Consider the following 24,563-nt stretch of genomic DNA (forward strand, 5'->3'; position numbering starts at 1 on the left):
CAGCCAGTTTTGGATAATGGTTTGCTATCTTCGACAATCATTCTTTTATAATCAACAGGTTAAGTCTTAGAGAGTTTCTAAGATGGGAAAATACCGCCAAGTCGAAACCAGGTGTGGAGAAGACCCAAGACAATGAGGACTGGATTCAGGATTGCTTGCTTGATACTCATGTTGCTGATCGCAGCCAGCCCTGCTTGGGCGCTGGAGCCCGTCGGTCCTGCTTCCGAGATCGCGCTCCAAGCACTCCGCACGCAGGGAGATGGAGAGCCTACCGCGGAGGATCTGGTCGACGCCCTCAACTACGCCACGACTGGCTTCTTTCGGGACGGCAAGTATGATCCGGTCGAGACCATTGCCCGTGAGGCATTGGCCCTGGGCGAGCGAGACCTTGGCCGGGAGCACCAAGTAACACTCACCGCACTGAGCAACCTCGCCCTGCTGCATTACATAAAAGGCCGCTATGGTGAGGCTGAGCCCCTGTATCTGCGTGCCCTGGAGGCTAGCGAGCGGACGCTGGGCCGGGACCACCCCAACACCCTCACCGGCGTCGGCAACCTCGCTGCGTTGTATCGAGCCCAAGGCCGCTATGGTGAGGCTGAACCCCTGTATCTGCGTGCCCTCGAGGCCCGCGAGCGGGTACTGGGCCAGGACCATCCCGATACCCTCACCAGTGTCAACAACCTCGCCTTGCTGTATAAAAATCAAGGCCGCTATGCCGAGGCCGAACCGCTCTTTGTGCGTGCCTTCGAGGCCCGCAAGCGGATACTGGGCGAGGACCACTCTGACACTCTCGGCAGCATCCACAACCTCGCCTTTTTGTACGAGGCCCAGAACCGGTATAGCGAGGCCGAATCACTGTATATGCATGCCCTCAAGGTTAGTGAGCGGGTGCTGGGTCAGGACCACTCCCAGACCCTCGCCAGCCTCATCGGCCTTGCCAACCTGTATCACTCGCAGGGTCGTTATGGGGAGGCCGAGTCGCTCTCTGTGCGTGCTCTCGAGGCTCACGAGCGGATACTGGGCAGGAACCACCCCCAGACCCTCATCAGCGTCAACAACCTCGCCGGGCTGTATCAAGCACAAAGCCGCTATAACGAGGCCGAGTCGCTTTTTATGCACGCCCTTGAGGGCCGTCAGCGGGTATTGAGCCAGGACCATCCTGACACCCTCGCCACGCAGCTCAATCTGGTCGGTGTACTGATCAATCGCGGACGCCGGAATCGGGCATTGCGGGAGCTGCGTCGTGTGGATGGACGCCTGCGCCGCTTTATCGGCATCCAACTCGACACCACCCACCGGGAGCAGGTACGCCGTGGCCGGCTGGTGTTCGAATCCAGCTTCCAAGACATCGTATTCGGTCTCGCCTTACAGCATCCTGACCCGGACACTTTGGGGTTGGCCGCGGATGTGCTGCTACGCTGGAAGCGCTTGGCCGGCGAGGCCGAGGCATTGATCGCCCGGCTCGTCCGAACCAGCCCAGACCCACAGGTGATAAAGCTCGCCAAGGACCTGAGCAAACACCGAGCCGAATTGAGTCGGTTGGTGAATCTGCCTGTGCCGGAGAAAAAAGCCGCCATTGCGGCCCGTAAGACGGCCATTACTGACGCTCAGGCGGCAGTCGAACGCTTAGAGGTGGAACTGGCTGGACTGAGCCGGAAATTCCAAGGCCATCTGGCGAGCCGTACCGTCGACTGGCAGCAGGTGAGATCCGAGCTGCCTCGGGGCTCGGCCTTGCTCTCCCTGCGTGCATTCCAGCCGGTGGACTTCAAGACCCGTGATTTCGGGAAGCCCCATTGGCTGGCCCTCCTGATCCCCGCGGACCCTGGAAACGGACCCGAACTCCTGCTCCAGGATCTCGGCCCTATCGCGCCGACGACCCAGGCCCAGATCGATCTGCGGAAGACCGGCAGCAAGGAATCGGCCCAAGCGCTTTACCGGCAGCTCTTCGGCAAGCTGGATGCCGAATTGACCAAATACGACCGACTCTATATCGCCGCGGACGGCGCGCTGGATCTGGTCGCCTTTGCACGGCTGGTGACTCCGGACGGGCGCTACTGGATCGAGCGCCAAGAACTACGCCAGATTCAGAACGGGCGCGACCTTGTCAAATCTGGTTCGGATACGGCCTCCGTCGCCAAGGGCATGATTGCCTACGGTGGTGTGGACTACGCAAATTTCCCGACGGCTGGGACGGCATCCTCGATCTCGGCTGCAACACCACCGGCCACAGACGGGCTGATTGCTATGAACCGGCGCCTACGCGACGAACGGGAGGGCTTCAAAAACCTGAAGTTCACGGGTCGCGAGGCCAAGGCGGTGAGTCAGCTCTATGGGGATCCTGACGGCCGCAAGGCCGAGGTTTGGCGGGGCCGGGACGCCTCGGAGACCCGACTCAAATCCCGGCTCAAATCTCTTGTTTCCCCACCGCGGATATTGCATCTGGCGACCCACGGATTCTTTTTCGAGCGGAAATCGGAGCACACCGAGCGGCCCATGACCTTGGCCGGCCTGGCCCTGGCCGGTGCCAATGCCGGTCTGCGGGGCAAGCTCGGCCCCACCGGCGAGGACGGTGTTCTCTATGCCCTGGAGGTCCAGGACCTTAACCTGGAAGGCACCGAGCTGGTCACCCTCTCCGCCTGTAATACCGGCCAAGGCGAGGTGGATTACTCGGAAGGCGTTTATGGCCTGGTGCGCGCCTTCCGCATCGCCGGCGCCCGCAATCTGCTGATGACCCTCTGGCCCCTGAACGACCGCCGGGCCATGGATTTCATGCGGGATTTCTATGCAAACTGGCTCCAATACCCCAAACCCCATCCAGTCGAGGCCCTGCGGAAGACCCAACTGGATTGGATCCGGGCCCAGGACTCCAAGCGCCGCGATCCAAGCTACTGGGCGCCCTATGTCCTGATCGAGGGGCGATAGATGGGATTTGGAGTGCGCCGGCAAAGCGGCGCGGTTTGATTGGACCTGCGTTACATGTGATACCATCGGTATTTGCCGGAGGCTTGGGCGCTGAGTTCCCCACGCGCCGCGGCGACGGCGCTTTTCTTTGTCTGAAGCGTCTTGGTCTGGAATGAGCACGGCGGTCATCAGACAGCTCGAATCCAAAGCGGCGGCGGGTGTGTGCCACTCGGCCAACGCCGTGGTCACACCAGGCTCCGTGGGTTCTGGCAAATATTGGGGTAATAAGGCTGCCGCCGCACTCCAAAATTTGGAGTGCGCCGGCAAAGCGGCGCGGTCTGATTGGACCTGCGTTACATGCGATACCATCGGTATTTGCCGGAGACTTGGGCGCTGAGTTCCCCACGCGCCGCGGCGACGGCGCTTTTCTTTGCCTGAAGCGTCTTGGTCTGGAATGAGCACGGCGGTCATCAGACAGCTCGAATCCAAAGCGGCGGCGGGTATGTGCCACCTGGCTAACGCTACGGTCACAATAGGCTTTGTGGGTTTTGGCAAATACTGGGGTAATAAGGCTGCCGCCGCACTCCAAAGGATCGCGTTATCATGCGGTTGTCCTGATAGGGAAACAACCCTGGTCGAAACCACCGCACTGCCGTGGTAGCTTATCCGTATGACCGCCAAAGACATTATCAGCCGCGCTGTGCTCAAGCGGCTGACGACCGATTTCGCGCACCACCTCTTGGGGCTCGATGCCCAGACCATCGAATTACTAGGGGGCGTTCTCGATTAACAAATTATCCAGGGATGACAACCCGTTATGAGCAACCCGCCGGAAAGAGAACCACGGATGAACACGGATGGAGACAACTCCGTGTTGATCCGTGTCGATCCGTGGTTCGATTTTGCTGAAGGCCACCACCCATGATTCCGGCACTCACTCAGGATTCCGCACTGGTCACGGACCAGATGGATCGACTCGCGGACCACATCGATCAACGGGTACATCTACACGACATCGCCTGGGAAGACTACGAGCGACTAGTGGCTGCGCGCGGCGATCAATGCGGCGTGCGCGTTACCTATCTGGAGGGCGAGCTCGAGCTCATGGCCCCATCCATCCACCATGAATCGCTGAAGACGCGGCTCGCAAGGCTTGTGGAGGCCTATGCCGAAACGGTCGGCATTGAGCTGGAGGGTTACGGCTCTTGGACTGTCAAATCGGAACCGCAGGCGCGGGGGTTCGAAGCCGACGAATGCTACGTCATCGGACCGATCGAGGAGCTGCCGGAGATCCCGGACATCGCCATCGAAGTCGTCTGGACCTCCGGAGGGATCGACAAGCTGGAGGTCTATCGCGGTTTGGGCGTACCTGAAGTCTGGGCGTGGCAAGCGGGATCACTCCGCTTCTTCCTGCTCCAGGGAGACGGCTACCTCACCGGCACCCGCAGCCGGCTGCTCCCCGACCTGGACCCGGCCTTGATCGCCCGCTGCATGGCGCAAGAGAGCCAAACCCGAGCGGTACGGGCATTGCGTTCCGCCCTCGGTGAGAAAATCGAGCGAAAATAAGCAGTAACTTCTCCGCCCGCACCCGAGCACCCCGTTCTCTCGTTCCCACGCGCTGCGTGGGAACGAGAAAACTCAGCCTGACTGATGACCATTTGGACCGGCAACTGGGCATTCAGGTTTTACCTGATAGCCGGAAGGGCCAACGAAATATCGGTAGTCCCGGGAGCCGACAGAATGTCGGCGGTCCCAGGGGCCGACAAGATGTCGGCGGTCCCGGGCCGGCTGGGACCGCCGTCTTTCAGACGGCTTACAGACCCCATCACCAGCTGGCGGCAACGCTCAGAGCAGACGCCCTCTGGGCCGCACCCGATAACGCCGGACAGCCGGCAGGTGTGATTCCCGGGTATACGAATGCCGGACACTGGCCTGATGCTCTCCGCGGCGCGGAGCAACCAGCTTCCCACGCAGCGCGTGGGAACGAGAATAACCGCATCGGGCCTCACCTTTTACGACACCCTCGGCGGGAGAGGGGTTGGGGTGAGGGCGAAAAAAACAGCGCACGATCGATCACAAACCGCGTCGATAACGCTTAACTTAATGGCATTGGGTTCCACCCGCGCCGCGGCGACGGTGCTTTCCTTAGTCGAAACCGTCGTACTGCCGTGGTTAAAGAAGAAGGACCTTGTTTTTTTGCCGCGAATGAACGCAAATAGACGCCAATGAGACCCTTGCGCTCATTGGCGGCTGGATTTCTCTATTCGCAGCCGGAATGCACTAAAGCGGAGATGTGACAATGGCTCGAGTTTTCAATTTCAGTGCCGGCCCTGCGATGCTGCCGGAAGCGGTCTTACGACAGGCGCAGGAGGAACTGCTGGATTGGCATGGGAGCGGCATGTGCGTGGCGGAGATGAGTCACCGCGGCCAGGAATTCATGTCCATTGCCGAGCAGGCGGAGGCCGATCTGCGGGAGTTGCTCGCGGTCCCCGAGAACTACCGGGTGCTCTTCCTGCAAGGGGGGGCATCCGGCCAGTTCGCTATGGTGCCGGTGAACCTACTGCGCGGCGGTGACCGAGCCAACTATCTGAACACCGGCTCCTGGTCCAAGAAGGCCATCGCCGAGGCCAAGCGGTTCTGCGCGGTCGAGATCGCCGCCTCCACCGAGGACACGCGGTTCACCCGCGCCCCCACCCAGATCGAGCTGAATCTGAACCCGGAGGCGGCCTATGTCCACTACACCCCCAACGAGACCATCGAAGGAGTAGAGTTTCCCTTCGTGCCTGAGACCGGCGACACGCCCTTGGCGGCGGATATGTCCTCCACCCTCCTGTCCCGGCCCATGGATGTCTCGCGCTACGGGGTCATCTACGCCGGGGCCCAGAAGAATCTGGGGCCGGCGGGGTTGACCGTCGTGATCGTGCGCGAGGACCTCATCGGCCGACCGCTGGCCGGGACGCCGACCATGTTCGACTACCAGACTCACACCGACACTGGCTCCATGTATAACACCCCACCGACCTATGCCTGGTATCTGGCCGGCCTGGTGTTCCAGTGGCTCAAGCGCCAGGGTGGGTTGACGGCGATGGCGACGATCAATGAACGCAAGGCCAAGCTCCTCTATGCCGCCATCGATGCCTCCGGCCTGTATACCAATCCGGTGGAGCCTGCCAGCCGTTCCTGGATGAACGTGCCCTTTACCCTGGCCGACCCCACGCTGGATCAGCGGTTCCTGACGGAGGCCAAGGCGGCGGGCCTGGTTACGCTCAAGGGCCACCGATCCGTGGGCGGCATGCGTGCGAGCATCTACAATGCCATGCCTGAGGAGGGGGTGCGGGTCTTGATCTCCTTCATGCAGGAGTTCGAGCGGCGGTACGGTTGATAGATAGAAAAAACCGCAAAGGCGCAAAGGGTAGCCCTAGATCCCTTGGGCGCGCCACCGTCCATGGCGGCTTTGTCCCAACCTCCACTGCTGGTGGCTGGTGACTGGTAGCTGGCGACTGGTAGCCGGCGACTGGTAGCGGACCGTCCTGTGCGCCTTTGCGGTTCAGACCAAATCGAAAAAATTTATAGGTGCTTGCTCTGCCCCCATGTCGAATCCATCTGCGACCTCCTTAGGTTTCAAGGTCGCCGAGGCCCTCGTCCGGGATGTGGGCCGGGCGGTGGCCCGGCTGGACCCGGATGACATGCGCACCCTGGGGCTTGCGATTGGTGATTTCGTGGAGGTCGCGGGCAAATCCGGGACCCTGTGCAAGGTACTGCCGACGCACAAGGAGGCGCGCGGCCAAACGCAGATACAGCTCGACGGGCTGACCCGCGGCAATGCCGGGGTTTCCCTGGGCGAGACCGTGGCGCTGCGGGCCACCCTGTGCGAGCCGGCTCGCCAGGTGGAGCTGGCGCCTATCGACACCACCCCCCAGGAACGCGATCTGCCCTATATCGGCAGTCTGTTGGACGGCCTGCCCGTCCGGAGGGGGGACCGCATTCGCGCCACTCTGTTCGGCAACCGGGCGGCCGACTTCCGTGTGGTCTCCACCGCACCCAAGGGGGCGGTGGTGATCAACCCCACGACCCGGCTGCTGGTGGGCGCGGCACGGCAGGCCGAGACCACCGACCAGGCCCCGAGCTACGAAGACGTTGCCGGGTTGAAACCCCAGCTCCAGCGCATCCGCGAGATGATCGAGCTACCGCTGCGCTACCCGGAGGTCTTCGAGCGCCTGGGGATCGCCGCCCCCAAAGGCGTGTTGCTGCACGGACCGCCCGGCTGCGGCAAGACCCTGATCGCGCGTGCCATCGCCCACGAGACGGACGCCGCCTTCTTCACTATCAGTGGTCCGGAGGTAATCCACAAGTTCTACGGCGAGAGCGAGGCGCAGCTGCGCAAGCTGTTCGCGGCGGCCGCAAGCAAGGCGCCGTCCATCCTGTTCCTCGACGAGATCGACGCCATCGCCCCCAAGCGCGAGCGGGTACAGGGCGAGGTGGAGAAGCGGGTGGTGGCCCAGCTGCTGGCGCTGATGGACGGTCTCAAGCGGTGGGCCCGGATCATCGTCATCGCGGCGACGAATCTGCCCCAGGTCCTGGACCCGGCCCTGCGCCGGCCCGGACGCTTCGACCGCGAGATCGCCATCCCCGTCCCCGGCCGCCCCGAGCGACGGGAGATCCTCGACGTCCACAGCCGCGGCATGCCGCTGGCCGACCCGACCATCCTCGACGACCTGGCCGAGCGCACCCACGGCTTTGTCGGCGCCGACCTGGAGGCCTTGTGTCGGGAGGCCGCCATGGCGAGCCTGCGTCGCATCTTGCCCGCGGTGGATTTCGAGCTGGCGCGGATCCCCTATGAGCTGCTGCGCGACCTGCAAGTCCGGGATGCCGATTTCGAGGCGGCGCTGCGGGAGGTGGAGCCCTCGGCCATCCGCGAGGTATTCGTGGAAGTGCCCACCGTGCATTGGACGGACGTGGGGGGGCTGGCGGCGGTCAAGCAACGCCTGATAGAGTTGCTGCAATGGCCCTTGACCCGCCCTGAGCTGTTCCGCGCGGCCGGGGTGGAGCCACCCAAGGGGATCCTGCTGGCCGGTCCGCCCGGCTGCGGCAAGACGCTATTGGCCCGCGCCCTGGCCACCGAGACCCGACTCAACTTTATCTCCGTCAAGGGACCGGCCCTCCTGTCGAAGTTCGTCGGCGAGTCGGAGCGGGAGGTGCGCGAGGTGTTTCGCAAGGCCCGGCAGACCGCACCCTGTATCCTGTTCTGCGACGAAATCGACGCCCTGCTGCCGGTCCGTTCCGGCGTCTCCGTCGAGTCCCAGGTCAGCGAACGGGTGCTGGCCCAATTTCTGACCGAGCTGGACGGCATCGAGGAGCTCAAGGGAGTCCTGGTGCTCGGCGCCACCAATCGCCTGGATCGGCTGGACCCGGCGGCGATCCGGGCCGGGCGCTTCGATGCGATCCTCGAGGTGCCGTGGCCCGATGCAACCGCGCGGCGGGAGATCCTGGGCATCCACCTGGCGCGGCGTCCCGTCGCCCAGGACCTAAGGGTCGAAGACCTGGTGGGCCCGAGCGACGGACTGAGCGCTGCGGAGATCGCCACGGCCTGTAATCGCGCGGCCCTGGCGGCGGTGCGCCGCTGTTGTATAGCGGAATCAAGCAATAGGCCGTGCATCCAGGCCGCCGATCTGCGCGCGACGCTGGATTCCGTGCGGGCCGAACGGCGAATGGAGGCCTGATTGAATCCTAGTGCCAATCGCTAATAGGACAAGATTAACAGGATTTTCAGGATTAACAGGATTATTTTTCTGAATAATCAATTACAACATCTTGTTAATCTTGAAAATCCTGTGAATCCTGTACCATTATGTTCCTCTCCGTCAAGCACCGCTTCCTGTTCGTCCACATCGCCAAGACCGGCGGCACCAGCGTGCGTGCCAGCCTGCAGCACTTGCGTCGGCGCGATCCCTGGTATTGGCCCATGTTCCTGTGCAGCCGCTTGAGCCGCCTGAGCGGTCACCGCATCGCCGGCAAGCTGCCGCGCCACGCCAAGATCGTCGCCGCCAAGGAGCTGCTGCCGAAGGCGTTCTTCGATGAGCTGTTCAAATTCGCCTTCGTGCGCAATCCCTGGGACCTGCAGGTGAGCTCCTTCTACCATATCCGCCGTGAGCGTCCGCATTTCCTCGGGGGCCATGAGACATTCCAAGACTTCCTGTGCTGGAAGCTGGACCCGGAGCGCCCCTATCAGTATCACCTGGATACCTCTATCGAACTGCAGACCGACTACCTGATCGATCTGCACGGTGAGTTGGTGGTAGATTTCATCGGACGCTATGAGCGTCTGGAGGAGGACTTCACCGAGGCCTGCGGGCGCATCGGCATCGCGCGGCCGAACCTGGCCCACAAACGCCGGGCGACCGACCGTGGACGGGACTACCGAGACTACTATACTGACGAGACCGCCGAACTGGTGGCGCACCACTTCAGGCGAGACATCGAGCTGTTAGGATACACATTCGATCCCTGACCCTGGCGTAGGATGGACGTAGGATGCGGTGAGCGCGGCAGGTCTTACAGGATGGCATCACGAGGGGGCGCGAACCGCATCAATGGACGCTTGGCCAGCGGCGAACCGCATCTTTGGCCGCTGGGCGTGCCCGACAGGGGTGTTGGGCACCTGTCTGCGTGTGGGACGCACAGGCCAGGCATCCCTGGGGCAGTCGGCAGGCGCTCACCCATATATGGCGGGTGGCGCCGTCCCTGGCTTACCCGCCCTACCATCATCCTACGCCCTTGGCCCAACCTACCGACTCGCTTCCAGGCCACGATCTTGTTTTTAGCAGTGGGTGTTATTCGGTTGCCCTGGGAACCTTCCATCCTCTTGCCCATCCAGGCTGCTTGTGCTATTACAGGCGCTAGACTACAGATAGAGCCTAAAATCTGCCCGACTTAAGGGATCGAAGGCACTTATCGGCCGGAAAATGGACTATTCCAGACACCCCCATGCGCAACTCGGCCGAGCTCGCTGCCGCCTCTCAAACCTCAGTGATCAATGCCGTGCGCGGGCTTTCCCGGGCGCGCGGATGATTCCGATGACTCATAAGGACCGATCATCAGATGAGCGAATTCGATCTCGATAGCCTCTTGGAACCGGTCTCTGCCACGGATCCGACTGGTAAGGATCCGGAGTACGACCCCGATTTCACGCAGCTCAAGGAGGCGGCGAGCGGTCAGCCGGAACGGGTGATGGGAGACACTGTGGTCCCCGCGGTTCCACCCGATTGGAAACAGGTGCTTGCCCTGGGGACAGACCTGCTTTCCCGCAGCAAGGATATCCGTACCGCGATCCTAGTCTGCCGGGCATTGCTCCACTGCGAAGGATTTTCAGGGCTCGCATCCGGAATCACCCTGATCCGTCGGTTGCTGGCGGAGTACTGGGAGAGTGTCCACCCCCAGCTCGACACCGACGACGACAATGATCCGACCGAACGGATGAATGCCCTGCTGGATCTTTGCGATCGGGATGTCTTACTCACGCCGGTGCGAACCACCCCTTTGGTACACTCCCGAACCTTTGGCCCGGTAAGTCTCAGGGATATCGAAGTCGCCAAGGGCGAATCTTCCGAACCCGCGGCTGGAAAACAGGCTCCCTTGGATGCGGCATCCGTCGATGCGGCCTTTCAGGACTGTGAGCTCGAGCAGCTCCGGGAGACGGCCGGTGCCGTCGCGAGTGCCGTCAGTGACTTGGGCGAGCTCGAAAGGATCGTGACGGATCAGGTCGGTGTCGCCCAGGTGCCCGATCTCAGGCCCATCCGCGACCTCTTTGCGGAAGCCGATACCCTGCTGAGAACCAAGCTCGCGGAGCGGACGGGCACCAGCGATGCGGAATTGGAAGCGACGGTATCTACAGGTAACGGTGTGCCGACGGAAGCGACGTTACCTCCGGGTGACAAGCCGGCAACGTCCGGGGGGGGAAACCGCTCCGCGACCATAGCTGGCCGCGAAGATGTAGTAAGGATGCTCGACCGAATTTGTGATTATTACGCCCGCAACGAGCCCTCGAGCCCGGTCCCCCTGTTGCTGCAGCGGGCACGGCGCCTGGTGACGAAGGATTTTGTCGGCATCGTGCAGGATTTGGCGCCCGAGGGTTTGGCCCAGATCGAAGCCATCCGTGGCCCGGAAGGCGACGACTAGTACACATGCTCTCGACTACTGATAACATTGAGCGAGCAGGCTTCCCACGGAAGATTTAGCCGCAAATGAACGCAAATCAACGCAAATGATTGCAACGGGATCGAGAGCTGTCGTTGATGGCGAGCCGGTTACAACCGCTTTGCGTTCATTCGCGTTCATTTGCGGCAAATAAATCATTCCCATGTTATCGGTACTTCGGCATTGCTGTACCAGGAACCAAGCCCGGTGGGCAGCGATCCGAGCCTTTATAATCCGTAAAATTCTTAAAGTGAGGGGAGATCGACCGTGGCCAAAGAAAGCAGCCAAAAATTCATCGCCCGCAATCGCGCACCCCGGGTGCAGATCGAATACGATGTGGAGCTCTATGGGGCGGAGAAGCTCATTCAATTACCCTTTGTGATGGGTGTTCTGGCGGATCTCTCGGGCAAGTCGGAAGAGCCCCTGGCCCCGGTAGCGGACCGCAAGTTTCTGGAGATTGACGTCGATAACTTCGAGGAACGGCTGAAATCCATGAAGCCGCGGGTTGCCTTTCAGGTGCCGAACACCCTGACCGGAGAGGGTAATCTGAATGTGGCCCTGACCTTCGAGAGCATGGACGACTTCTCGCCCGCGGCGGTGGCCCGTAAGGTAGACTCCTTGAACCAGCTGCTTCAGGCCCGTACCCAGCTCGACAACCTCCTCACCTTCATGGACGGCAAGAGCGGGGCGGAGGACCTCATCGCCAATGCCCTGAAAGACCCCGCACTGCTGCAAGCCCTCGCCGCGGCGCCCAAGCCCCAGGAGGAGGAGGGGGAAACGCAGGAGCCGGCAGCCGCGGAGGACAAGTAACATGGCCGAATCCGAACTCAGTCCCGAAGCCCAAGCCGAAGCCCAGACCCAGGTCATCGAGCCCGATGGGTTCGCATCCCTGCTGCAAAAGGAATTCAAGCCGAGAACCGACCGCGCCAAAGAAGCGGTGGAACAAGCCGTTCATACCCTGGCCGAACAGGCCCTGTCACAGACGGCGCTCATCTCCGAGGATGCGGTGCGCTCGATCGAGGCGATGATCGCCGAGATCGATCGCAGGCTCACCGAGCAGGTCAACCAGATCATCCATCATCCCGACTTCCAGCAGCTAGAGGGTAGCTGGCGCGGCTTGCATTACCTGGTGAACAATACCGAGACCGACGAGATGCTCAAGATCCGCGTCATGAACATCTCCAAGAAGGACGCCCACAAGACCCTCAAGAAATACAAGGGTACGGCCTGGGACCAGAGCCCCCTGTTCAAGAAGGTCTACGAAGAGGAATACGGCCAGTTCGGCGGCGAGCCCTACGGGTGTCTGGTCGGGGACTACTATTTCGATCACAGCCCGATGGATGTGGAGTTTCTGGGCCTGATGTCGCAGGTCTCGGCGGCGGCCCATACCCCCTTCATCGCCGGGGCGGACCCAGGGACCCTCCAAATGCAGTCGTGGCAGGAATTGAGCAACCCGCGGGATCTGACCAAGATCTTCCAGACCCCGGAATACGCCGCCTGGCGCTCCCTGCGCGAATCCGACGACGCACGCTATATCGGTCTGGCGCTGCCCCGATTCCTCTCCCGTCACCCCTATGGGGCCAAGACGGATCCAGTGGAGGAATTCGATTTCGAGGAAGAGACGGGGGCGGCGGACCACACCAAATACACCTGGTCCAACTCCGCCTATGCCATGGCCGTGAACATCAATCGGGCATTCAAGCTCTACGGCTGGTGTTCGCGGATCCGGGGCGTGGAATCGGGCGGGGCCGTGGAAGGGCTGCCGGTCCACACCTTCCCTACCGACGACGGCGGCGTGGACATGAAATGCCCCACGGAAATCGCCATCAGCGACCGCCGCGAGGCCGAGCTGGCAAAAAACGGCTTCATGCCGCTCATCCATAAGAAAAATTCCGACTTCGCCGCCTTCATCGGCGCCCAGTCGCTCCAGAAACCCTTCGAGTACGACGACCCGGACGCCACGGCGAACGCTAACCTCTCCGCCCGCTTACCCTACCTGTTCGCGGTATGCCGTTTCGCCCATTACCTGAAGTGCATCGTGCGGGACAAGATCGGCTCCTTCAAGGAACGGGAGGATATGGAGAAGTGGCTGAACGATTGGGTCAGCAAGTACGTGGAGTCCAACCCCGCGACCGCCTCGGAGAATGACAAGGCACGCAAGCCCCTGGCGGCGGCTGAGGTTATGGTGGAAGAGGTCGAGGGTAATCCCGGTTACTATAGCTCGAAGTTCTTTCTGCGACCTCACTACCAGCTCGAGGGCCTTACGGTCTCCTTACGGCTGGTCTCCAAGCTACCGTCGGAAAAGACCTGAATCCGTGTCCCGCAAGGTCATCGGGCCGTCTTGCGGGCATGGTCACCGGACCTGCGCGTGATGCGCGGGGCCCATACGGCCCAGCCTGATACGGAGGATATCCCTTCATGGCAAACGACGTCTATATGCATATAGAAAAGGCTAAGGGCGAAAGCACCGATGTCAAGCACAAGGACTGGTTCGAGTTGTTCAGCTACAGCGCCGGCGTTTCCCAGACCACATCCGGGATGAGTGCGACCGGAGGCATGACCGGGGGTCGCGCCGATTTTCAGGACTTCACCGTAGTCAAGACCGTAGACAGTGCCACGCCGGATCTCAACGCCTTCTGCGCCGGGGGCAAGCATGTCGGCACGATAAAGATAGATGTGTGCACGGTCATAGATGACGAGCAGCACGTCTTTATGAAATACACCATGAAAGAGTGTCTCTTGACCTCGGTCACTGTCGGCGGCAGCGATGGGGATGAAATCAAGCCCCTCGAGACCCTGACCTTCTCCTACTCGGAGATTAAGTGGGAGTACTTCCCGTTCGACCACACGGGTGCTAAAGGAGGCAGCACGGATCGGACCTGGGTACTCAAAGAGCACAAGAAGGGCTGAGCAAACGCCCCGCGGTCGGTTTCGCCCAGGTTATAGGCACCTTGGAAAATTCAAGGTGTCCGTCCGGGGCAAGGGGCAAGGATGCCCCACCAATTCAACAAAGAAACAATAGCTGTGGTGTAAAGGTGTTTCGATGTACCTAAACATGGCGAGTCGTCATCTACTACCTGTTAGGCGAATGAAAGGGGAGAGTTAATGTCTTATTTTCGAGTTTTATGGTCCAATTATCCGGATAGTGATCCATGCAATGCAAAAAATGAAAAAGGGAAGATTTTGTTCCCTAATCAGTGCGCAATACGACTAAGCTATGCCATGAAAAAATCCGGTGTGAACTTTGCAAGTTTTCCGTCCGGAAGAAAATGTTGGGTACACAAGGGGGAAGACCACATCCTAGCAGCAAAGGAGTTGGCTGATTGGATCGATAGAGGGGTAGTTTCTCAGATTAAGAAATCTGTAGATGTAACTGGTCGAGATTGGCGTGATAAAGTTGTAGGTAAAACAGGCATTATCTGTTTTGAAGATTATTATGTGGGTAGTGACGGATCAGGTGGTGACCATATTGATCTTTGGAATGGTAGTGCCTTAACGGCGTTAGGCTCATGGTTTAGAACCAGGTTTAGCATCGTTGTTCCAGGATATTGGTCTGATTTCAGAAGGTCTAAAAAGATAAGGTTTTTTGAGGTTAAGTAATGAAAAAACTTGCCTTATTTTTAGTTGGTGCCATTGCGGGAGTACTTGTCTGCTTTATAGTATTTTACATATCCGGGTTGGCGTTTGAAAGCTTGGGAATAAGGCTTTATGAATCAGAGGCAGACCAACAGAGAAATTTTAATATATTTTTGATTTCCAGCCTTATTTCATTTATTGCAGGCGGTATGCTGTGTGCAAAAAAATTCGCCTGACCGGTCGGAGAGACCACCAATGCCGAGGTGCTTAGGGTCTATCGGCAGAAAGAGCTTCAGATGGTCCTGTGGGATCTAGACAGCAAAGATACTGCCCGCGATTTTGGGGCCGCTCAAATTGAGGCGCATTTGCGGGGGAGAATCGCCGCCCTGGCTACCCGTGGACAACCTATTGTCGTCCTTTTTCATGAGTTGGACGCTGATACGCGTGGCAACATTCAAAGATATATCGACGCGATGAGGCAAGCCATGCCGCAAGGTTATTCACTGGAATTCCCGAGATCCCGAGCAGAAGTAGCGGGAATATTCCGTTCCCGCCGCTAGAAACATGAAATTCGACAGGTTGAGGTCCTTGCGAGTCGGCCTATGGATCGGGGCCGTAATAGCGTCGTACCCTGGGCTCGGGGTTTGCGACCCGTCGCCAATGTGCGACCAGCGGCAAAGTGAATTGGCTCGGCTCATAAAGCAAGGACAAGATGCTGAAAGCAGCGTGCGCGATAAAGTGCGAGCCTTAGGATACGGTGACTGCCTCGAGGCTCGGAGTCTGGCCGAGCTTCTCTTCGACCCTGACATCGAGCTGCATGCGTCACTCCTCTTGCGCTCGGTCGTCGAAGTGCATGGCGCGCAAGCCGGCAATTTCCTGGAAGAACTTTTGATGGGGGATTTCGGGCTCGACGAAAGCCAGCGCCACGAATTGGCTTTCTGGATGCCCGCCATCACCAGGCACAACGAAAGTATGCGACTGTTTGCTTGGTTGGAGGAGGGTTGGTTGGAGGAGGATATGTTCTTACAAACCGACAATCTGTCCGCACTCGAGACCAAGATTGCAGTGGCGAGGTCCTATGTATGCTCACGGAGGGCCGAGCTGGAGGGACTGGTGTCGGACTGGCACGATCGATTCGAAGGCACCGCCGTAGCGGCAGGTCCCTTCGAGTGGCAGCGAGCTCTCTCGACGAGAGCGGAGCTGAACACGCTGTTGTACGAGACTGGATCAGCAAGGACCCTCTCACTCTTGCTCGAGACGGTGCGGGCTTATATTAGATGGGTTCCATCATGGTTTTCTATCGAAGGTCTGTCTCACCTTGGCGCCGCAGCCTTTACCCCTTCGTTGCCCTTCCTCGAGGATGTCTCCGGCAACGACGACTACGAGATGGCACTACGGATCGCGGCTGTTCGGGCGATGATCCGTGTGGACCCGAAGAGCGCGAGGGATGCGGTGGAGACATTGTTGGAGATTGCGATCCAGGAAGATACCCTGGTCGACGAAGTGAAGTCGTTGATAACGGAATTCGATAAAGTACCGGCAACTCGGTTCGATACCGGACTATGCACTCTCCAATACGTGAAGTGAAACAGTCTATATACTGCTCGGCAAGCCGCGTAGAAGGGAGTGATACCATGAAAAGGAAGCGTTTAATATGGTTTGTCACCTTACCTGTAATTATGTTACTGCTTGGCGGATTTCTGGCTGCTATTTTGGCCTACCGCGGCACCTACCTGGGTGAACAATCGAGTCCGGACGGGCTGTTTACCCTTCGCTATTTCAAATCCTTCAATCCGTTTGTAGTGGTATGGAGCATGCCGGGTGATACGGCGTGTACGCCAGAATGGGTCAGGCTTTATAACAGGGATGGCGAAAAACTTAATGAGTTGCATACAACGAATTGTAAGCGTGAAATGGAACCACACTGGTATGAAAACCAAGTAATACTACCAGACGGCGTAACAATCTGGAAGTTGCCTGAGTGCTGGGGGACAGAAGAAAAGGCGGAAAAAAAGGGGCCAGGCTCAATTTATGGGTCGTTTTTCACAGCTCATTCGCCTAATTATGGATAACGCTAGGGTTTTATTGGATATATTAAGTTTTTCCGTTACATCCGATGGATGAAGTGACTGATTTCTTTCTCGTTCCCACGCGCTGCGTGGGAACCTGGAAGCTCCGCGCCGCGGAGAGCATCGGGCCGGTGTCCACCATTCGTATACACGGGAACTAAACCTGCCGGCTGTCCGGCGTTATTTGGTGCGGCCCAGAAGGCGTCTGCTCTGACCGTTGCCGACAGCTGGTCATGGGGTCCGTAAGCCGTCTGAAAGACGGCGGTCCTAGCCGGCCCGGGACCGCCGACATCCTGTCGGCCCCTGGGACTGCCAACATTTTGTTGGCTCCCGGGACCACCGATATTTCGTTGGCCCCTGGGACCGCCGACATGTTGTCGGCTCTTCTGGTTACCGGGTAGAACCTGAATGCCGAGTTGCCGGTCCAAATGGTCATCAGTCATGCTTATTTTTCTCGTTCCCATGCGCTGCCTGGAACCACAGACCGGGAGAGGGGCTTTTGCGACACCCTCCCGGAGGGAGAGGGAGTGAAATGCGCAGATTGTGCCGTGTGGCAATATAGCTTGCTGCTGCACTCCAAAACGTCTGGTCGTACCTGTCTGATTGTCAGCAGTCTGGAATCCATCACGAATTAGTGTCTATTCGTGGTTCTTCGTCTAGCGTGAGGATGTATGGATGAATGCCGAACAAGCCTTGACAGCGGGCGACATCGACGGTGCCCTCACGGACCTGCAAGGCCGGATCAAGCAGAATCCCGCCGACGCCAAGCTGCGGGTCTTTCTGTTTCAGCTGCTCGCGGTGATGGGCCGATGGGAACGCGCCTTGACCCAGCTGAATGTGGCGGGTGAGCTGGACAGCGCCAATCTGGCCATGGTCAACACCTACCGGGAGGCGCTTCGCTGCGAGGTCTTCCGCGCCCAGGTCTTTTCCGGCCAGCGGGATCCCTTGCTGTTCGGCACCCCCGAGCCCTGGGTGGCGCTGCTGGTGGAGGCCCTGCGACTGGCGGCCCAGGACCGGGTTCAGGAGTCCCAGACGTTGCGTGAACAGGCCTTCGAGCAGGCGCCCGCCACGGCCGGCACCATCGACGGGGAACCTTTTGCCTGGATCGCGGATGCCGACCAGCGCCTGGGACCGGTGCTGGAGGCCATCATCAACGGGCGTTACTACCTGGTTCCCTTTCACACCATACGGGCACTCGTACTCGAAGCGCCTGTCGACCTGCGGGACCTGGTCTGGACCCCCGCCCAGATCACCTGGACCAACGAGGGCGAGACGGTGGCCCTGATTCCCAGCCGTTATCCGGGCTCGGAGTCGCGTGAGGACGACCGCATCAAGCTGGCACGGCGGACGGAATGGACGGCAGGCGGTGCCGATCTCTTCCTCGGGCACGGACAGCGGATGTTGATAACGGATGCAGGCGAGTACCCCTGGTTGGAAACCCGGCGCATCGAGCTCGCCGGGGAGCCTGACAGCACTACTGCCACCTAGTACCCCGTTTCAGCAAAAATTTCCGGTAAAACTAGTCTCTATCATCTCGACCGAAGGGAGAGCCCGTAGGGCGGGTCAGGCGTGTGCGCCAGGCGCCGCGATTGCCGCGGCGGTGAGCGCGCCGTCACCCGCCGGAGGTGACTGACATACGGCGGATGGCGGCCATCCCTGGCCTGATCCGCCCGACGCGGGCTGACACGAAAGATGCCACAGGGCGAGCGCGTATAAATCCTCCCGAGAACATGATCTTGTAGGTTGGGCAAGGGCCGTAAGATGTGGTGAGCGCAGCGAACCGCATCTTTGGACGGTGTGCCGTGCCCAACGAAATGTTGCTGTTGGGCACGCCGGATCGTCCCTGATCCGGCTTTGCCCAACCTACGAGCCGGCAGGATGCCGGCGCTCCCGGCTTTGCCCAATCGACACGGTTGGTAGTAACTTGTTAATCAAAAAGAAATTTATACGCACCCGCCCTGAAAGATGCCACTCCGGTTGACCGATTCCGGCGTTTACATGTTAAATTGGCGGCTCGGCATACTCTGAAAAGGCCGAGCAGATCCAAACAGCAGCAAATCATCGGGAGCAAGCCATGAGCGACACCGCGGCCTTGAAGCAAGAGAAACAAGCCCTGATCGACAAGATGCTCGAGATGCAGAAGCAGTTCATCGCCTACGAGCACCAGCACGGCGTCACCGGTAAGGACTACTGGGCCTCCAGTGAAGGGCTCCTCGTCGACTATCGGCAGGAGTATATGGACATGGCGAATCGGGTAGTGGACCTCGCCCACGAGATCGTGGGCTCGTCGCGGGACTGATTCTCTCCCGGCAGTCCTGGCGTCCGATAGCTCGGGGTACGCGATCTGGCGTCCATCCGCCTGCTCGCCTGCTTGTGAGCCGGCCTGTGCCCTGGTATGGGCCTTTTTCGTCCCTGCGATACGGAGCTGCATATCGGTGTCGCCGAGTGAGTGGAGCCGATTGGCAGGCATGGTCATGGCGCCTGCCGGCGCACAAGGCCAAGCAAATCGGGTCGCAGAGCCATTGAAGAACCTCCATCCCTGGGACGTCACCCCCGCCCAGGCGCGGGCCATTCAGGAGCAGCTCCGCGAACGGCTGGTGAGACGGGACGACTTCGCGCCAGTCGAAACCGTCGCTGGCCTGGATATCGGATTCGAGGAAAAGGGGAAAATAACCCGGGCCGCGGTGGTGGTGTTGCGCTTGCCCGGGCTCGAGCTCCTGGAACGTGCCCTGGCACGCTGCCCTACCAGCTTTCCCTATATACCGGGGCTCTTGTCCTTCCGCGAAATCCCGGCGGCCCTCGAGGCCCTCGCCAAGCTGCGGGTCACGCCGGACCTGCTCCTGTGTGATGGTCAGGGCTATGCCCACCCGCGCCGGTTCGGTCTGGCCTGCCACCTGGGACTGCTCACCGACCTGCCCAGCATCGGTGTGGCCAAATCACGGCTTATCGGGGAGCACGGAACCCTGGCCCTGGAAAAGGGGGCGCAGACCTGGCTGCGGCACGGCGGCGAGATAATCGGCGCCTTGCTCCGCACGCGCGCCAAGGTGCGGCCGGTCTATGTGTCCGTGGGGCATCGGATCGGCCTGGAGACGGCGCTGGACTATGTGCTGGCCTGCACCACCCGCTATCGCCTACCCGAACCCACACGCCAGGCCCACCGGCTGGCATCGGACGAGAAATAATGGTAACCAAAACCCCACAATAAACAGTTTTATCCTTGACCGGCAGCTCCCGGAAGGTTCGGGGCACTTGAATAGGTGACATTGCGGTGTTGTTGATTCCGGCTATCGATCTCAAAGACGGGCGCTGTGTGCGTCTGCGCCAGGGCCGTATGGACGAGGAGACCGTCTTCTCCGACGATCCGGTGCGGATGGCCGGGCGCTGGGTCGATGCAGGTGCCCGCCGCCTGCATCTGGTGGACCTCAATGGCGCCTTCGCCGGGCAGCCGGTGAACGACGCTGCCATCCGGGCCATCGCCGCCCGTTATCCCGAGCTGCCTATCCAGGTCGGTGGCGGCATTCGTGACCAAGCCACCATCGCCGCCTATTTGAATGCCGGTGTTGCCTATTGCATCATCGGCACTCAGGCGGTCAAGGAACCGGAGCTCGTGGCCCGCGCCTGCAAGACCTTCCCCGGCCACATCATCGTGGGTCTGGACGCCAGGGAGGGGCGGGTAGCCATCAAAGGCTGGGCGGAGCTTACCGAACATCCGGTAGTGGACCTTGCCCAGCGCTTCGAAGCGGACGGGGTAGCCGCCATCGTCTACACGGACATCGGCAGGGACGGCATGCTGACAGGTCCCAACGTGCAGGCCACGCGCGCCCTGGCAGAGGCCATCTCGATCCCCGTCATCGCCTCCGGCGGCATCACCGACCTGGACGATGTACGCACCCTGTGCACCGTGGCCGCCAGTGGTGTAACGGCCGCCATCACCGGCCGTGCCATCTACGAGGGGACCCTGGATTTCGCCGCGGGGCAAGGCGTCGCCGATGAATGTGGACACAACGCACGGTAGGGTGGGCTGCGCCCACCAACGACCCATCCACTTTAATGAGACCACAGAATCGTTCGAACCGCTTTTTTTCGTTTGCGCAATCTGCGGATAAAAGCTGTCTTTTTCCATTCTCACACATTCGCCGCCTGCCTGGCGATGACATAGGTCTTGGCCGAGAGCTCCAGGGAGCAGGTCCACTTGTAGGCCCGGTTCGGGGTCTCGCCCCAGGCATAGATCCCGTGGCTGCGGACCATGGCGATGGGATGATCGGCAAGGGCATTCGCCACGGCCTGCGGCGCCTGTTCCAGGTAGTCCGCGTGCTCTACTGAAAGCACCGGGACCCGCTCGAAATAGGACTGCCCCTTGAAATCCACCGGACGGAAGTCCTGACCGGCGAGGCTCATGGCCACCGAGTAGGGGCCGTGGCTGTGCAGCATCGCCCTTGCTTGGGGTTGTTTTCGATACACGTGCTGGTGCAGTGGCGCGTCCCGGGAGGCGCCTTCGGGACAGGGGCCGTCCATGGGACAGGCCACCAGGTCGTCGGGTTCCAAGATATCCGCACAGGCCCTGGTCGGGGTGACCCAAAAGGTCTCGCCCGAGCGTACCGAGGCATTGCCGGAATGCGAATCGTTGCAGCCGTATCGGCGCAGCCAACGATAATGACGTACCAGCTCCGTCCTTGCCTCCTCAGCGTCGGGGGGCCGGACCGCTATGTGAGCTTGCACGAAATCGGCGATCGCCTCGGGATCTTCCACCGGTAGCTGTGGGGGATGGTTCTCGCCGGGTAGATTAAGGTCCGTGGCTACGGCGATAATGTCCGGGTCTTCGGGATACAGCGGCGGCTTACCCAGGGTCGTGCGGTGGACCTCGATCTTGGGGTAGGCCGCATGCTTGAATCCCTCCACCAGGATCAGGTCCAGCCGGTCCGCATCGAATCTGCGCAGCATCTTCGCCAGGGACGGGTCCTTGCCCCCATCTGTCTGCTCCGACTGCAACGCCCAGCGTTTATGGGAGGCCAGCAGAATCTGCTCCGCACCTGCCGCCCGGAGCTGGTAGCTGTCCTTGCCCGGCACGTCGAGCTCGAAGCTATGGTGGGCGTGCTTGAGATAACCGATCCGCAGCCCCCGGTCCTTGAGCACCGGCACCAGCTTTTGCAGCAGCCTGGTCTTGCCGCTGCCGCTCGGGGCGACGAATCCGATCACGGGTAGTCGAATCTTGTGCATGAGGGGGCTTCTCCCAGCAGTCCTGGCAGCGGAGCACCTACCTGGCGACAGACGGGTAATCCGACAAAGAATCTTTATCAATCCGCAGATTACGCAGATTTTCGCAGATTATTTCATTTTTAACCTGTGGAAATCTGCGTAATCTGCGGATAAAGGCGGTGGGCACAGCCCACCTACGGGTCCGGTTTGCCGAGCTGCAACACATCGCCAGGATCCGTTTTAACCAAACAACTTCTGAAATAATAGGGTAAATTTTACCCCTTCGGTCCCGACGGAACCCAGGTTTCAGAAGCTATCTGGTTAAAAGCTGAATGATTCGGCGCTGATTGGGGGGCTGAACGTGGCTGGAAGCGGGTCGGGTTGACCGGGCAAAGGGCGTAGGATGCGGTGAGCGCGGGAGATCTTTCAGGATGGCACTGTCGGGTGGCGCGAACCGCATTGATGAATGGTCCGTGCCCAACCCGTCGGGCACACCCACCGGCCGGGATCGAAATCGGGATCGCAATCGAATCCCGATTTCGATCCCGATCCCGATTTCGATCCCGATCCCGATTTCGGGCATGGCGCATCCTTCTCTCTACCTTAACCAAACAATTTCTCAGCAACTATGGCACAGTACATCTTCACCATGAGCCGGGTCGGCAAGCTGGTGCCGCCCAAGCGGGTCATCCTGCGCGACATCTCCCTATCCTTTTTTCCGGGCGCCAAGATCGGGGTACTCGGACTCAACGGTGCGGGCAAATCCAGCCTGCTGCGCATCATGGCCGGGATCGACACCGAGATCGAGGGCGAGGCCCGGCCCCAACCCGGCATCAAGGTCGGCTATCTGCCCCAGGAGCCCCAGCTCGACGAGACCAAGGACGTGCGCGGCAATCTGGAAGTGGCTCTTGGCCACATCAAATCGGCCCTGGAACGATTGGACGCCGTCTATGCCGCCTATGCGGATGCCGACGCGGACTTCGATGCTCTGGCCAAGGAGCAAGCGGAGCTCGAAGACCTGATCCAGGCCACCGATGGTCACAACCTGGAGCGGACCCTGGAGGTGGCCGCCGACGCCCTGCGACTGCCCCCCTGGGAGGCGGAGGTGAGCAGACTCTCCGGGGGCGAGCGCCGGCGCGTGGCCCTGTGTCGGCTGCTGTTGGAAAAGCCCGACATGCTGCTGCTGGACGAGCCCACCAACCACCTGGACGCGGAGTCCGTGGCCTGGTTGGAGCGTTTTCTATACGAGTATCCGGGCACCGTGGTGGCAGTGACCCACGACCGTTACTTCTTGGATAACGTAGCCGGCTGGATCCTGGAGCTGGACCGGGGTCACGGTATCCCCTGGGAGGGCAACTATTCCTCCTGGCTGGAGCAGAAGGAGCAACGCCTGGAGCTGGAGCAGAAGCAAGAGGCCGCGCGCATCCGCACCATGCGGCACGAGCTGGAATGGGTGCGCTCCAATCCCAAGGGTCGCCATGCCAAGAGCAAGGCGCGCCTGGCCCGCTTCGAGGAGCTACAGTCCACTGATTTTCAAAGCCGTAACGAGACCAACGCGCTCTATATCCCACCAGGTCCGCGCCTGGGTGACCTGGTGGTCGAGGCCAAGGGGCTGCGTAAGGCCTACGCGGACCGCTTGCTCTATGAGGACCTGTCCTTCAACCTGCCCAAGGGCGGCATCGTCGGCATCATCGGGCCCAATGGCGCCGGCAAGACCACCCTGTTTCGCATCCTCACCGGCCAAGCGCAACCGGACGCGGGCGAGCTGCGGATCGGCGATACGGTCCGGATCGCCTACGTGGACCAGAGCCGCGATGCCCTGGACGGTTCCAAGACCCTGTGGGAAGAAATATCCGACGGTGCGGACAACATCGTCGTCGGACGGTACGAGATGCCCTCACGGGCCTACTGTAGCCGCTTCAACTTCAAGGGTACGGACCAGCAGCAGCGCGTTGGTGACCTCTCCGGCGGCGAGCGCAACCGGGTGCACTTAGCAAAGCTGCTCAAAAGCGGCGGCAACCTGCTGCTGCTCGACGAGCCGACCAACGACCTGGACGTGGAGACGCTGCGGGCCCTCGAAGAGGCCTTGCTCGCCTTCCCTGGCTGCGCCCTTGTCATCAGCCATGACCGCTGGTTCCTGGATCGCATCGCCACCCATATCCTGGCCTTCGAGGGCGACTCCCAGGTGACTTGGTTCGAAGGCAACTACGCGGACTATGAGACAGATCGCCGCCGCCGACTGGGGGACGCGGCGGACCAGCCCCATCGCATCAGATACCGGAGGCTTTCCAGCTGACGCCGGTGCGTAGAAACGGCGGCTATCGAAGGATGTTCGGTTCCACGCGCTCCGGACCTCTCCATCGGGGTTCGGAACCTCACCGTCGAGGATCAGAACCTCAATGCCGAGGATCAGAACCTCACTGCCGAGGCTCGGAAGCTCACCGCCGAGGCTCAGAACCTCACCGCCGAGGCTCAGAACCTCAACGCCGAGGCTCGGAAGCTCACCGCCGAGGCTCAGAACCTCGACGCCGAGGATCAGAACCTCACCACCGAGGCTCAGAACCTCAACGCCGAGGATCAGAACCTCACCACCGAGGATCAGAACCTCGACGCCGAGGATCAGAACCT

At 60.5% G+C, this 24,563-nt stretch carries 20 protein-coding genes and 1 pseudogene; 19 read left to right on the forward strand and 2 right to left on the reverse strand.

Annotated elements, in window-relative coordinates:
• Positions 1 to 168 precede the first annotated feature (168 nt).
• The 18 genes from E1958_RS05270 (at position 169) to hisA (ending at position 20,754) form a co-directional block, all read left to right on the forward strand.
• Entirely contained in the window at positions 169 to 2,922 is a 2,754-nt protein-coding gene (locus tag E1958_RS05270; RefSeq protein WP_165742322.1) for a CHAT domain-containing tetratricopeptide repeat protein, read from the forward strand.
• Between the two features lie 900 nt (positions 2,923 to 3,822).
• Entirely contained in the window at positions 3,823 to 4,467 is a 645-nt protein-coding gene (locus E1958_RS05275; protein WP_133510945.1) for a Uma2 family endonuclease, read from the forward strand.
• Between the two features lie 174 nt (positions 4,468 to 4,641).
• Positions 4,642 to 4,803 (forward strand): hypothetical protein, encoded by a 162-nt coding sequence (locus E1958_RS20135; protein ID WP_166664593.1) that lies wholly within the window; start codon positions 4,642 to 4,644, stop codon positions 4,801 to 4,803.
• 397 nt (positions 4,804 to 5,200) lie between these two features.
• Positions 5,201 to 6,283 carry a 3-phosphoserine/phosphohydroxythreonine transaminase gene (gene serC / locus E1958_RS05280; RefSeq protein WP_133510946.1) on the forward strand — a complete coding sequence of 361 codons (1,083 nt, stop codon included), beginning with the start codon at positions 5,201 to 5,203 and terminating at the stop codon, positions 6,281 to 6,283.
• A gap of 208 nt (positions 6,284 to 6,491) precedes the next feature.
• Positions 6,492 to 8,621, forward strand: coding sequence for a CDC48 family AAA ATPase (locus E1958_RS05285; protein WP_133510947.1), 2,130 nt, complete (start codon positions 6,492 to 6,494; stop codon positions 8,619 to 8,621).
• A 128-nt stretch (positions 8,622 to 8,749) separates the two neighbouring features.
• A complete protein-coding gene (locus tag E1958_RS05290) occupies positions 8,750 to 9,409 on the forward strand; it encodes a sulfotransferase family 2 domain-containing protein (protein WP_133510948.1) in 660 nt (219 codons plus the stop codon).
• Positions 9,410 to 9,999: 590 nt separating this feature from the next.
• On the forward strand, positions 10,000 to 11,076 hold the full coding sequence (gene tssA / locus E1958_RS05295) for a type VI secretion system protein TssA (RefSeq protein ID WP_133510949.1): 1,077 nt from the start codon (positions 10,000 to 10,002) through the stop codon (positions 11,074 to 11,076).
• A gap of 285 nt (positions 11,077 to 11,361) precedes the next feature.
• Positions 11,362 to 11,904 carry a type VI secretion system contractile sheath small subunit gene (gene tssB / locus E1958_RS05300; protein ID WP_133510950.1) on the forward strand — a complete coding sequence of 181 codons (543 nt, stop codon included), beginning with the start codon at positions 11,362 to 11,364 and terminating at the stop codon, positions 11,902 to 11,904.
• 1 nt (position 11,905) lies between these two features.
• On the forward strand, positions 11,906 to 13,405 hold the full coding sequence (tssC, locus tag E1958_RS05305; protein WP_133510951.1) for a type VI secretion system contractile sheath large subunit: 1,500 nt from the start codon (positions 11,906 to 11,908) through the stop codon (positions 13,403 to 13,405).
• Positions 13,406 to 13,512: 107 nt separating this feature from the next.
• Positions 13,513 to 14,004, forward strand: a complete 492-nt coding sequence (locus tag E1958_RS05310; RefSeq protein ID WP_133510952.1) for an Hcp family type VI secretion system effector — start codon at positions 13,513 to 13,515, stop codon at positions 14,002 to 14,004.
• 195 nt (positions 14,005 to 14,199) lie between these two features.
• Positions 14,200 to 14,694 carry a type VI secretion system amidase effector protein Tae4 gene (locus tag E1958_RS05315; protein WP_133510953.1) on the forward strand — a complete coding sequence of 165 codons (495 nt, stop codon included), beginning with the start codon at positions 14,200 to 14,202 and terminating at the stop codon, positions 14,692 to 14,694.
• A complete protein-coding gene (locus E1958_RS05320; protein ID WP_133510954.1) occupies positions 14,694 to 14,906 on the forward strand; it encodes a hypothetical protein in 213 nt (70 codons plus the stop codon). Before E1958_RS05315 ends, E1958_RS05320 begins: the two co-directional genes overlap by 1 nt.
• A 490-nt stretch (positions 14,907 to 15,396) precedes the next feature.
• Positions 15,397 to 16,257, forward strand: coding sequence for a hypothetical protein (locus tag E1958_RS05325; protein ID WP_133510955.1), 861 nt, complete (start codon positions 15,397 to 15,399; stop codon positions 16,255 to 16,257).
• Positions 16,258 to 16,304: 47 nt separating this feature from the next.
• On the forward strand, positions 16,305 to 16,742 hold the full coding sequence (locus tag E1958_RS05330) for a hypothetical protein (protein WP_133510956.1): 438 nt from the start codon (positions 16,305 to 16,307) through the stop codon (positions 16,740 to 16,742).
• A 672-nt stretch (positions 16,743 to 17,414) separates the two neighbouring features.
• A complete protein-coding gene (locus E1958_RS05335; protein WP_133510957.1) occupies positions 17,415 to 18,227 on the forward strand; it encodes a type VI secretion system accessory protein TagJ in 813 nt (270 codons plus the stop codon).
• Positions 18,228 to 18,813: 586 nt separating this feature from the next.
• A complete protein-coding gene (locus E1958_RS05340) occupies positions 18,814 to 19,038 on the forward strand; it encodes a hypothetical protein (RefSeq protein ID WP_089727721.1) in 225 nt (74 codons plus the stop codon).
• A 175-nt stretch (positions 19,039 to 19,213) separates the two neighbouring features.
• Positions 19,214 to 19,921, forward strand: coding sequence for a deoxyribonuclease V (gene nfi, locus E1958_RS05345; protein WP_089727723.1), 708 nt, complete (start codon positions 19,214 to 19,216; stop codon positions 19,919 to 19,921).
• Between the two features lie 86 nt (positions 19,922 to 20,007).
• Entirely contained in the window at positions 20,008 to 20,754 is a 747-nt protein-coding gene (gene hisA / locus E1958_RS05350) for a 1-(5-phosphoribosyl)-5-[(5-phosphoribosylamino)methylideneamino]imidazole-4-carboxamide isomerase (RefSeq protein WP_133510958.1), read from the forward strand.
• A 110-nt stretch (positions 20,755 to 20,864) separates the two neighbouring features.
• Here hisA and E1958_RS21175 read toward each other — a convergent pair whose 3' ends face one another.
• Positions 20,865 to 21,458, reverse strand: coding sequence for a class II aldolase/adducin family protein (locus tag E1958_RS21175; protein ID WP_243725238.1), 594 nt, complete (start codon positions 21,456 to 21,458; stop codon positions 20,865 to 20,867).
• Positions 21,432 to 21,956: pseudogene (mobB, locus tag E1958_RS21180) on the reverse strand (molybdopterin-guanine dinucleotide biosynthesis protein B); the annotation flags it as partial. The gene E1958_RS21175 and the pseudogene mobB, both read right to left, overlap by 27 nt.
• A 607-nt stretch (positions 21,957 to 22,563) precedes the next feature.
• Here mobB and ettA point away from each other — a divergent pair.
• Complete coding sequence (ettA, locus tag E1958_RS05360; RefSeq protein WP_133510960.1) at positions 22,564 to 24,231, forward strand: energy-dependent translational throttle protein EttA; 1,668 nt, start codon at positions 22,564 to 22,566, stop codon at positions 24,229 to 24,231.
• Positions 24,232 to 24,563: the final 332 nt, after the last annotated feature.

This window comes from Candidatus Thiosymbion oneisti, from assembly GCF_004359955.1.
Taxonomy (GTDB): domain Bacteria; phylum Pseudomonadota; class Gammaproteobacteria; order Chromatiales; family Chromatiaceae; genus Thiosymbion; species Thiosymbion oneisti.

Coding starts and splice junctions, on each gene's coding strand:
- E1958_RS05335 (WP_133510957.1), top strand. CDS start 17,415: ATGAATGCCGAACAAGCCTTGACAGCGGGCGACATCGACGGTGCCCTC.
- E1958_RS20135 (WP_166664593.1), top strand. CDS start 4,642: ATGTCGGCGGTCCCAGGGGCCGACAAGATGTCGGCGGTCCCGGGCCGG.
- E1958_RS05285 (WP_133510947.1), top strand. CDS start 6,492: ATGTCGAATCCATCTGCGACCTCCTTAGGTTTCAAGGTCGCCGAGGCC.
- tssA (WP_133510949.1), top strand. CDS start 10,000: ATGAGCGAATTCGATCTCGATAGCCTCTTGGAACCGGTCTCTGCCACG.
- E1958_RS05290 (WP_133510948.1), top strand. CDS start 8,750: ATGTTCCTCTCCGTCAAGCACCGCTTCCTGTTCGTCCACATCGCCAAG.
- tssC (WP_133510951.1), top strand. CDS start 11,906: ATGGCCGAATCCGAACTCAGTCCCGAAGCCCAAGCCGAAGCCCAGACC.
- E1958_RS05330 (WP_133510956.1), top strand. CDS start 16,305: ATGAAAAGGAAGCGTTTAATATGGTTTGTCACCTTACCTGTAATTATG.
- E1958_RS05315 (WP_133510953.1), top strand. CDS start 14,200: ATGTCTTATTTTCGAGTTTTATGGTCCAATTATCCGGATAGTGATCCA.
- ettA (WP_133510960.1), top strand. CDS start 22,564: ATGGCACAGTACATCTTCACCATGAGCCGGGTCGGCAAGCTGGTGCCG.
- E1958_RS05320 (WP_133510954.1), top strand. CDS start 14,694: ATGAAAAAACTTGCCTTATTTTTAGTTGGTGCCATTGCGGGAGTACTT.
- E1958_RS05270 (WP_165742322.1), top strand. CDS start 169: ATGTTGCTGATCGCAGCCAGCCCTGCTTGGGCGCTGGAGCCCGTCGGT.
- serC (WP_133510946.1), top strand. CDS start 5,201: ATGGCTCGAGTTTTCAATTTCAGTGCCGGCCCTGCGATGCTGCCGGAA.
- E1958_RS05310 (WP_133510952.1), top strand. CDS start 13,513: ATGGCAAACGACGTCTATATGCATATAGAAAAGGCTAAGGGCGAAAGC.
- nfi (WP_089727723.1), top strand. CDS start 19,214: ATGGCGCCTGCCGGCGCACAAGGCCAAGCAAATCGGGTCGCAGAGCCA.
- E1958_RS05340 (WP_089727721.1), top strand. CDS start 18,814: ATGAGCGACACCGCGGCCTTGAAGCAAGAGAAACAAGCCCTGATCGAC.
- E1958_RS05275 (WP_133510945.1), top strand. CDS start 3,823: ATGATTCCGGCACTCACTCAGGATTCCGCACTGGTCACGGACCAGATG.